The sequence below is a fragment of the Allobosea sp. 05T422_2 genome (assembly GCF_056396265.1).
In genome coordinates this window covers 1-3,477 of sequence record NZ_JBFTLD010000414.1, presented here as the reverse complement: position 1 = coordinate 3,477, position 3,477 = coordinate 1, and the positions used below count along the sequence as shown (strand labels likewise).

General features: G+C 64.2%; 4 protein-coding genes. All 4 read left to right on the top strand.

Going from position 1 to position 3,477, the window contains the following annotated elements:
- Nucleotides 1-1,110 (top strand): ABC transporter substrate-binding protein (locus AC1DJT_RS35260; protein WP_476835917.1); only part of this gene is annotated, 1,110 nt, incomplete at its 5' end.
- A 69-nt stretch (nt 1,111-1,179) separates the two neighbouring features.
- Complete coding sequence (locus tag AC1DJT_RS35255) at nt 1,180-2,148, top strand: YVTN family beta-propeller repeat protein (RefSeq protein ID WP_476835916.1); 969 nt, start codon at nt 1,180-1,182, stop codon at nt 2,146-2,148.
- Nucleotides 2,149-2,287: 139 nt separating this feature from the next.
- Nucleotides 2,288-3,040, top strand: coding sequence for an ABC transporter ATP-binding protein (locus tag AC1DJT_RS35250; RefSeq protein WP_441508435.1), 753 nt, complete (start codon nt 2,288-2,290; stop codon nt 3,038-3,040).
- Nucleotides 3,037-3,477: ABC transporter permease (locus tag AC1DJT_RS35245; protein ID WP_476835915.1), on the top strand; the 441-nt coding region annotated here is incomplete at its 3' end. The genes AC1DJT_RS35250 and AC1DJT_RS35245, both read left to right, overlap by 4 nt.

The window sequence follows — 3,477 nt, the reverse complement described above, 5'->3', positions numbered from 1 at the left end:
ATCGGCATCCTGCTCGTCCGGGAGATCCAGGAGCGCCCTCTCCCGCTGTCGCTGCTCGACATTCCGCCGCCCGACGACGGTATCGCCGGCGCGCGGCTCGCCATTGCAGACAACACCAATACGGGGCGTTTTCTCGGCCAGGAGTTTCGCCTGGACATCATCGAGAGCGCCAAGGCCGATGAACTGCTCGTCGAAGCCGAAAGCCGCGTCGCCGCGGGGCAACATTTTCTGGTGCTCGACGTGCGCGCCCAGACCGTTCTCAGGCTCGCCGACGCGCTGAAGGGAAAGGATGTGCTGCTGTTCAACGCCGGCGCGCCGGACGAAAACCTGCGCGAGGAGGATTGCCGCGCCAATGTCCTGCATACCGCCCCGTCACGCGCGATGCTCGCCGATGCGCTGGCGCAGTATCTCGTCTGGAAACAGTGGCGGCGCTGGTTCCTGGTTCTCGGAACGCGGCCAGAGGACGAGGCCTTCGCCGGGGCGGTGCGACGCGCGGCAAAGCGCTTCGGCGGCCGCATTGTCGAGGAGCGGGTTTTCTCCGACGAAGGCGGCTCGCGGCGCGCCGATGGCGGTCACGAACAGATTCAGCTGCAGATCCCGGTCTTCACGCAGAATGCGGCGGCCCATGACGTCGTGGTCGTGGCCGACGAGGCCGGGCTGTTCGGCGAGTACTTCCCATTTCGGACCTGGGAGGCGCGACCGGTGGTGGGGACACAGGGGCTGACGGCGACAAGCTGGCATCCCGCGCTCGAACAATGGGGAGCGACCCAGTTCCAGAACCGCTTCAGGCGATCGGCGAACCGGACGATGCGCCCGCTCGACTATGATGCCTGGCTCGCGATCCGCAGCATCGGCGAGGCGGCAGCGCGCCGTCGCTCGACCGCGTTTGCCGAGATCGCGGCCTATCTGCGCTCCGCAGAGTTCGACGTGGCAGGCTTCAAGGGCCAGAAACTGACATTCAGGGACTGGAACGGCCAGTTGCGCGAACCGATCCTGATCGCGACGCCGAAGCTCCCGGTCTCGGTTTCGCCGCAGCCGGGCTTTCTGCACCAGTTCTCGACGCTGGATACGCTCGGGCTCGACCGGCCGGAAACGAAATGCAGATTGTAGGAGAGTAAGTCAGAGCCTGAAGCCAATCGCGTCCTGGTTTTTCGACATCATCATCGGAAACGGAACACCATGCGGCTCACATCATTTCTTTCGGCGGGCGCGCTTTTACTGCTCGGATCCACAGCCAACGCCTACACGGTGTTCGTCTCCAATGAAAAGGACAACACCGTCAGCGTCATCGACAGCACGACGCTGGAAGTGACCAAGACCATCAAGGTCGGTMAACGTCCGCGCGGGGTCGTGCTGGCCCGGAACGGCGAGTGGCTGCTGATCTGCGCGAGCGACGACAATGTCGTGCAGGTCTTCGACACCAAGACCCTGGAATTCGTCAAGAATCTGCCCTCGGGTCCTGACCCGGAGCTCTTCACCCTGCATCCGAAAGGCAACCCGCTCTATATCGCCAACGAGGACGACAATATCGTCACCGTCGTCGATATCGAGAAGGGCTCGGTCCTGTCGGAAATCCCCGTCGGTGTCGAGCCCGAGGGCATGGGCATCAGCCCTGACGGGACCATTCTCGTCAACACCTCCGAAACGACGAACATGGCGCATTTCATCGACACGGGAAGCAATAAGACGACCGACCATGTCCTGGTCGACGCCCGCCCGCGCTATGCGCAGTTCACGCCGGACGGATCGCAGGTCTGGGTCAGCTCCGAGATCGGCGGCACGGTCAGCGTCATCGACGTCAAGACGCGCAAGCCCGTCGGCAAGGTGTCGTTCCAGATCAATGGCGTCAACGCCGACGCCATCCAGCCCGTCGGCATCCGGATCACCAGGGATGGCAAAACAGCCTTCGTCGCGCTCGGGCCGGCCAACCGCGTCGCCGTCGTCGATACCGCAACCCTGAAAGTGGAGCGCTATCTCCTGGTCGGGCAGCGCGTCTGGCAGCTCGCCTTCACGCCCGACGAGAAGCTGCTCTTCACGACGAACGGCACATCGAACGACGTCTCGATCATCGATGTCGAGAAACTGCGTGTCACCAAGTCAGTGAAGGTAGGACGCTACCCCTGGGGTGTCGCCATCGCCCYATTTTGATCAGCGCGCGCCTCGGCACGCAGAAGGCCAAGAGTCGTTCGGAGGAGAGCATGAAGGCTTGCATCGTTGCTCCATCTTTGGCTAACGCGGCGCGGATCATCGTCACGTGAACGCAGCATTCGACGATCGGCGGGTCGGCATGGCGCTCTCGGTCGCCGGGGTCAGCCATGCCTTCGGCGAGCGGCGTGCCCTCGTCGATGTGTCGCTGGAGGTTCCGGCCGGTTCGTTCACCGTTCTGCTCGGCCTCAACGGCGCGGGTAAATCGACGCTGTTTGCGCTGATCACGCGGCTCTATGACAATGTCAGCGGCGAGATCCGGGTCTTCGGCAATGATGTGCGTCGCGCCCCGTCGGCAGCGCTGCGGCAGATCGGCGTGGTGTTCCAGAGCCGCTCGCTCGATGCCGACCTGAGCCTGCTGCAAAACCTCGCCTATCATGCGGCGCTGCATGGTTTCGGTCTCGCCGCGGCGCGGGCGCGCGCCATGGAACTGCTCGACATCATCGGGCTCTCCGACAAGGCACGCGACAAGGTGCGTGCGCTGTCGGGCGGCCAGGCGCGCAGGGTCGAGATCGCGCGTGCCCTGCTGCACGAGCCGCGTTGCCTTCTGCTCGATGAAGCCACCGTCGGCCTCGATATCGGAGCGCGCGAGGGCATCATCGCCCTGGTGCGCGATCTCGTCGCCAGCCAGGGGCTCGGCGTCCTGTGGGCGACTCATCTGATCGACGAGGTCGCGCCGAGCGATCGCATCGTCATCCTGCACAAGGGCCGGGTTCTGTTTGCCGGCGATCACGACAACCTGCTCGCCATGACGGGCACGGCAACGATACGCGAGGCATTCACGACGATGACGGGCTCTGCGGCTGCCAATCCTGCCGGCACGGTGGCGGCATGAAGACCATCCCGCTGGATCATGCGCCACCGACACTGGCGGACGCGCCGGAGCGCTCGGGCTTCTCTGGTTATCTCGCCTGCTTCAACGGCATCGTCTGGCGCGAGATGCTGCGCTTCATCCATCAGCGCGAACGCTTCCTCTCCGCGTTGGTGCGGCCGCTCGTCTGGCTCTTCATCTTCGCCGCCGGCTTTCGCCAGGTTCTCGGCGTCTCGATCATCCCGCCCTATGAAACCTATGTCCTCTACGAGGTCTTCGTGACGCCGGGCCTGATCGGCATGATCCTGCTCTTCAATGCCATGCAGTCCTCGCTCTCGATGGTCTATGACCGCGAAACCGGCACGATGCGAACCTTGCTCGTCAGCCCGTTTCCGCGCTGGTTCCTGCTGACATCGAAGCTGATCGGCGGCGGCGCGGTGGCGCTGCTGCAGGTCTATGTC